At 58.0% G+C, this 1339-nt stretch carries 1 protein-coding gene; it reads left to right on the forward strand.

Going from position 1 to position 1339, the window contains the following annotated elements; translation table 11 throughout:
- Positions 1 to 48: 48 nt before the first annotated feature.
- Positions 49 to 1339, forward strand: a protein-coding gene (locus R5H29_RS02065; RefSeq protein ID WP_332328656.1) for an IS3 family transposase whose coding sequence is annotated in 2 segments (ribosomal slippage) — positions 49 to 496 and positions 496 to 1339 — 1292 coding nt annotated over the 2 segments. Because the reading frame shifts where the segments join, the coding sequence is not laid out codon by codon here. This gene is flagged as partial in the annotation.

The raw sequence follows: 1339 nt of genomic DNA on the forward strand, positions 1-1339 counted from the left end.
TGAAGTGACCCCCGGGAGTTGGACGCCAGATCCAACCCCGAGGGATACATGAACAGATATGACGCTCGTTTCAAACTGCAGGTTGCCAAAGAGGCCTGCAAGACCTCCACATCAGTCAAAGCCGTTGCTCGTCGCCACAGCCTGGAGGCCTCCACGGTCAGGCGCTGGGTGGCGACCTATCGGCTGTATGGTTGGCGCGGATTTCATCGCCAGGCCCGGTTCTATGACCTCCCGTTCAAGTTGGCTGTCCTGGAAAAAATGAGCCAGGACGGTATGTCCGGGCGGGAGGCCACCACCTACTTCCAGATCGGTGATGCCGGCGCGGTGGGGCGATGGCGGCGCCTGTATGCTCAAGGCGGTGCCCAAGCGTTGGCACCGCCTCCGCCGCTGCCCCGAAAGCCGATGAAAAAGACCCGTTCGTCCAAGCCACCTGAGGAAATGAGCCGCGATGAGCTGCTCAAGGAAGTCGCCTATCTGCGTGCGGAGACCGACTACCTAAAAAAACTCGATGCCTTGATCCGGGAAGAGCAGGCGGCGCAAGACGCAAAGCGCAAGCCATCCAAGGATTGAGGCAGGTTCATACGCTGTCGCTTCTGCTCGAAGCGGCGGAGCTGTCACGCAGTACGTTCTATTACCAGAACCATGTCCTGGCCCATCCGGATCAGGACGAGGCAGCCCTGTGCGAGCGCATCCGTGCAATCTACGATCAAAGCCAAGGGCGCTATGGCTATCGCACGGTGACGCTGGAATTGGCCAATCAGGGTCATCGGACCAATCACAAGCGGGTACAGCGCCTGATGGGGGAAATGGGCCTGAAATCACGGGTACGGGTGAAGCGCTACCGGTCCTTCAAGGGGGCCGCCAATGTTGTGGTTGGCAATGACCTCAATCGCCAATTCCACGCCGAGCGCCCCAACCAGAAGTGGGTGACCGACGTGACCGAGTTCAAGGTACAAGGCATGAAGCTGTATCTGTCGCCGATCATGGACCTCTACAACGGCGAAATCGTGGCTTATCAGATCAAGCGCCAGCCCGTGTTCGATCTGGTAGGTCAGATGCTGGAGGAGGCCATCAAGAAGCTTTCGCCGGATGAGCGCCCCATGATCCACTCCGATCAGGGCTGGCAGTACCAGCATGAAAACTACCGGCACATGCTGGAAAAGCACTCTTTGAAACAAAGCATGTCCCGGCGTGGCAACTGCCTGGACAATGCAGCGATGGAGAGCTTCTTTGGGACGCTGAAGTCGGAGTTCTTTTACCTGAACAGCTTTGACAGCATCGAGAGTCTGGAGGCGGGGCTGGTGGAATACATCCAGTACTACAACCAAGAGCGAATCAA

The sequence above is a fragment of the Stenotrophomonas sp. A3_2 genome (assembly GCF_036624925.1).
Taxonomy (GTDB): domain Bacteria; phylum Pseudomonadota; class Gammaproteobacteria; order Xanthomonadales; family Xanthomonadaceae; genus Stenotrophomonas; species Stenotrophomonas hibiscicola.